Origin of the sequence: Stieleria sp. (assembly GCF_041595215.1) — a bacterium.
Lineage (GTDB): Bacteria > Planctomycetota > Planctomycetia > Pirellulales > Pirellulaceae > Stieleria > Stieleria magnilauensis.
This window is the reverse complement of the sequence record NZ_JBFHKV010001262.1, coordinates 1-2,230: the sequence shown is the minus strand read 5'-3', so window position 1 is coordinate 2,230 and position 2,230 is coordinate 1. Positions and strand designations below refer to the sequence as shown.

The window sequence follows — 2,230 nt, the reverse complement described above, 5'->3', positions numbered from 1 at the left end:
CACCTTCAACGGCCCGGCAGCCGAAACGGCACGGAGGGAGAATGAAGTGACTGCGACTGCTGTGAAAGCGACGATGAGCTTGATTCGGTGACGTCTCATGATGATCCATTCGATACAGAAGTCGGGCGTGTGAACAAGTGCAGGCGAGCCACGGGGGTATCGATGCCAAACTTACACCGGATCTATCCGAACAGATTCTTCAAACGCTCGTCCTCGGACACTTTCAGCGGAAAGTTGTCGCAGGAACGGTGCGTCGAGATTCCGGCGAAATCGCGGAGGGCGGAATGAATGTGTTCCGGGCGGACTCGGATTCCCGCCTGTTTGTCCGTGGCAAGCGTCTCAGGGTTGATGGGGACCAGGAATTGTTCTTCGTCCGTCGCACCAATCACGCGGTTTCCCTGAATCCCTGCCCCCATGAACATCATCGAACCGATCGACCAGTGGTCTTTTCCGTTGCCCTTGTTGTACGTTGGCGTCCGTCCCATTTCGCTCTGCATGACCACTACCAGTTTTTCGCGGATCTTCCATTGTTCCGCCTTGGTGATCAGGTAGTCGACGCCCGCGAGCAATTCGGGGATCAGTTTCATTTGGTCGGTATCGTTGTTGGCATGACTGTCGAACTGGCCGATGGACAGATTGGCCGACACGCAAATGCCGGCTCGGAAAGATGCCAAAGCGATATCCACCTGTCGCGACAGCCTTTCTTTCGGTGACGATTTTGGAATGAATGGCGTTACACGTTGGAGTGCTTTTGAGTTCAACTGCGCTGCATACAGCATGCTTTGGGATCGTTCCACACGCGGCAGACGATTGGATTCAATCCTGGCCTGCATTTGTGCTTCCAGCGCTCGCTCGATGCGGTCGCTGACGAAGTCGTCGTGATAGGAATGCCGGGTACTTCCGTCGACACCGTCGGCGTTGGCCAGTCGATTGAGCGAATTCAGGTACGGCACGCGCGACAGGGGCACCAAGTTTCCCGTCGCCGAATAGTTTCCGAACGTCAGGAACGCCAGTGGAACATCGGGGCCGTTGCACGCCGCAACGAGGGCTGCAAATGTCGGGTAGGCTAGACTGTCCAGTTTGCCCGTCGCCATGTAGCGCGAGCAGGGTGAATGGTTGTTGACCGAATAGTCCAGGCCGTTGATCACCAGCAGTTCCTTGCCGTATTTCGCGAAAAACGTCTCGTTGCTGATGCCCGCTTCAATCTGCTTCGCGTTGGGCGCGAAGCGATGGTTTCCCTCGGTCAGGATGTCGCCGTGTTTGTACAGACGATTGATTTCGTTGATGCCTTTGGGGTCCATCAGGTACGTCGTGTCCCAACCGCCCGACGCATTGAACACGATGTAGTAGGGACCGTCGTATGAGGGAAGCTCGCGATCGGCTTCATCGGCACTTGCGGTCGCCGAAGCGGCAACCGGCGTTGAGAAACCCAGTCCGGCGGCGGCACAAAGTTGTAGAAAGTTACGACGGCGCATCAAGACACCTTATTCATAGAGAAACTCGTGTTGTCGAAGCAGGTAGGTGACTACGGCTCGCCAAGCACGAATGGTGTAGTGTGGATCCGGATCGCGGGGCGTAACCTCTCGCTGAGACTGGCAAAAATAACTTTCGGTCGGATCGATTTCCGGACGCGACTTTGCATCGCTGACGATTCCCGCGAACAGATCGAACGTGCGTTGCACCTCGAGATCGTCCGGGGCGTCGTTCCGGCCCAGGATCAACGCGTGAAGATGGACGATCGCTTGGTGAATCCGCCGGTCCCCGTCGTCGCTTCCTCCCGGGACCACATCGATTTCGATGCCGGGAAACAAACGTCGCTCTTCGGCAGGCAGCGAGAAGTCGGCGGCGACGTGTCGACAGGCCAAGTCGTTGGCCAGAATGCGTTGGATCGCTCCCATCGCGCCGCTGGGATCGGTGATCCGCTCGGTCACCTCTTGAGAATCAATTCCGCCGTACAGAATGTTCAACTGCGCTTCACGATCGGTTAAACGTCCCCATTTTTTGCCGAAGATCGCCCTCAACTTTCGCTCCAACTGTTCGGGAGTCAGCAAACGGACCAGTCCAACGTCGTCCAGTTCGGCCCGACGTCGCGGGGCGTCACCCTCGGTTGCCAGACCGTCGGCTCGATAGAAATCGGAATGGATCCATTCCTTGAACGCGACTTTCAGATTGAAATCTGCCTCGATGAAGCGATCTGCGATCCGTTCGATTTCCTTTCGTTGGACTCGAT

Annotated in this window: 2 protein-coding genes; both read right to left on the bottom strand. The window is 56.6% G+C overall.

The genetic code is table 11. The annotated features are described in order from the left end of the window. Positions 1-182: 182 nt before the first annotated feature. Positions 183-1,475 carry a DUF1501 domain-containing protein gene (locus tag ABX749_RS30365; RefSeq protein WP_372899334.1) on the bottom strand — a complete coding sequence of 431 codons (1,293 nt, stop codon included), beginning with the start codon at positions 1,473-1,475 and terminating at the stop codon, positions 183-185. Between the two features lie 9 nt (positions 1,476-1,484). Then, on the bottom strand, positions 1,485-2,230 hold a 746-nt coding region (locus tag ABX749_RS30360; protein WP_372899333.1), incomplete at its 5' end, for a hypothetical protein.

Coding starts and splice junctions, on each gene's coding strand:
- ABX749_RS30365 (WP_372899334.1), bottom strand. CDS start 1,475: ATGCGCCGTCGTAACTTTCTACAACTTTGTGCCGCCGCCGGACTGGGT.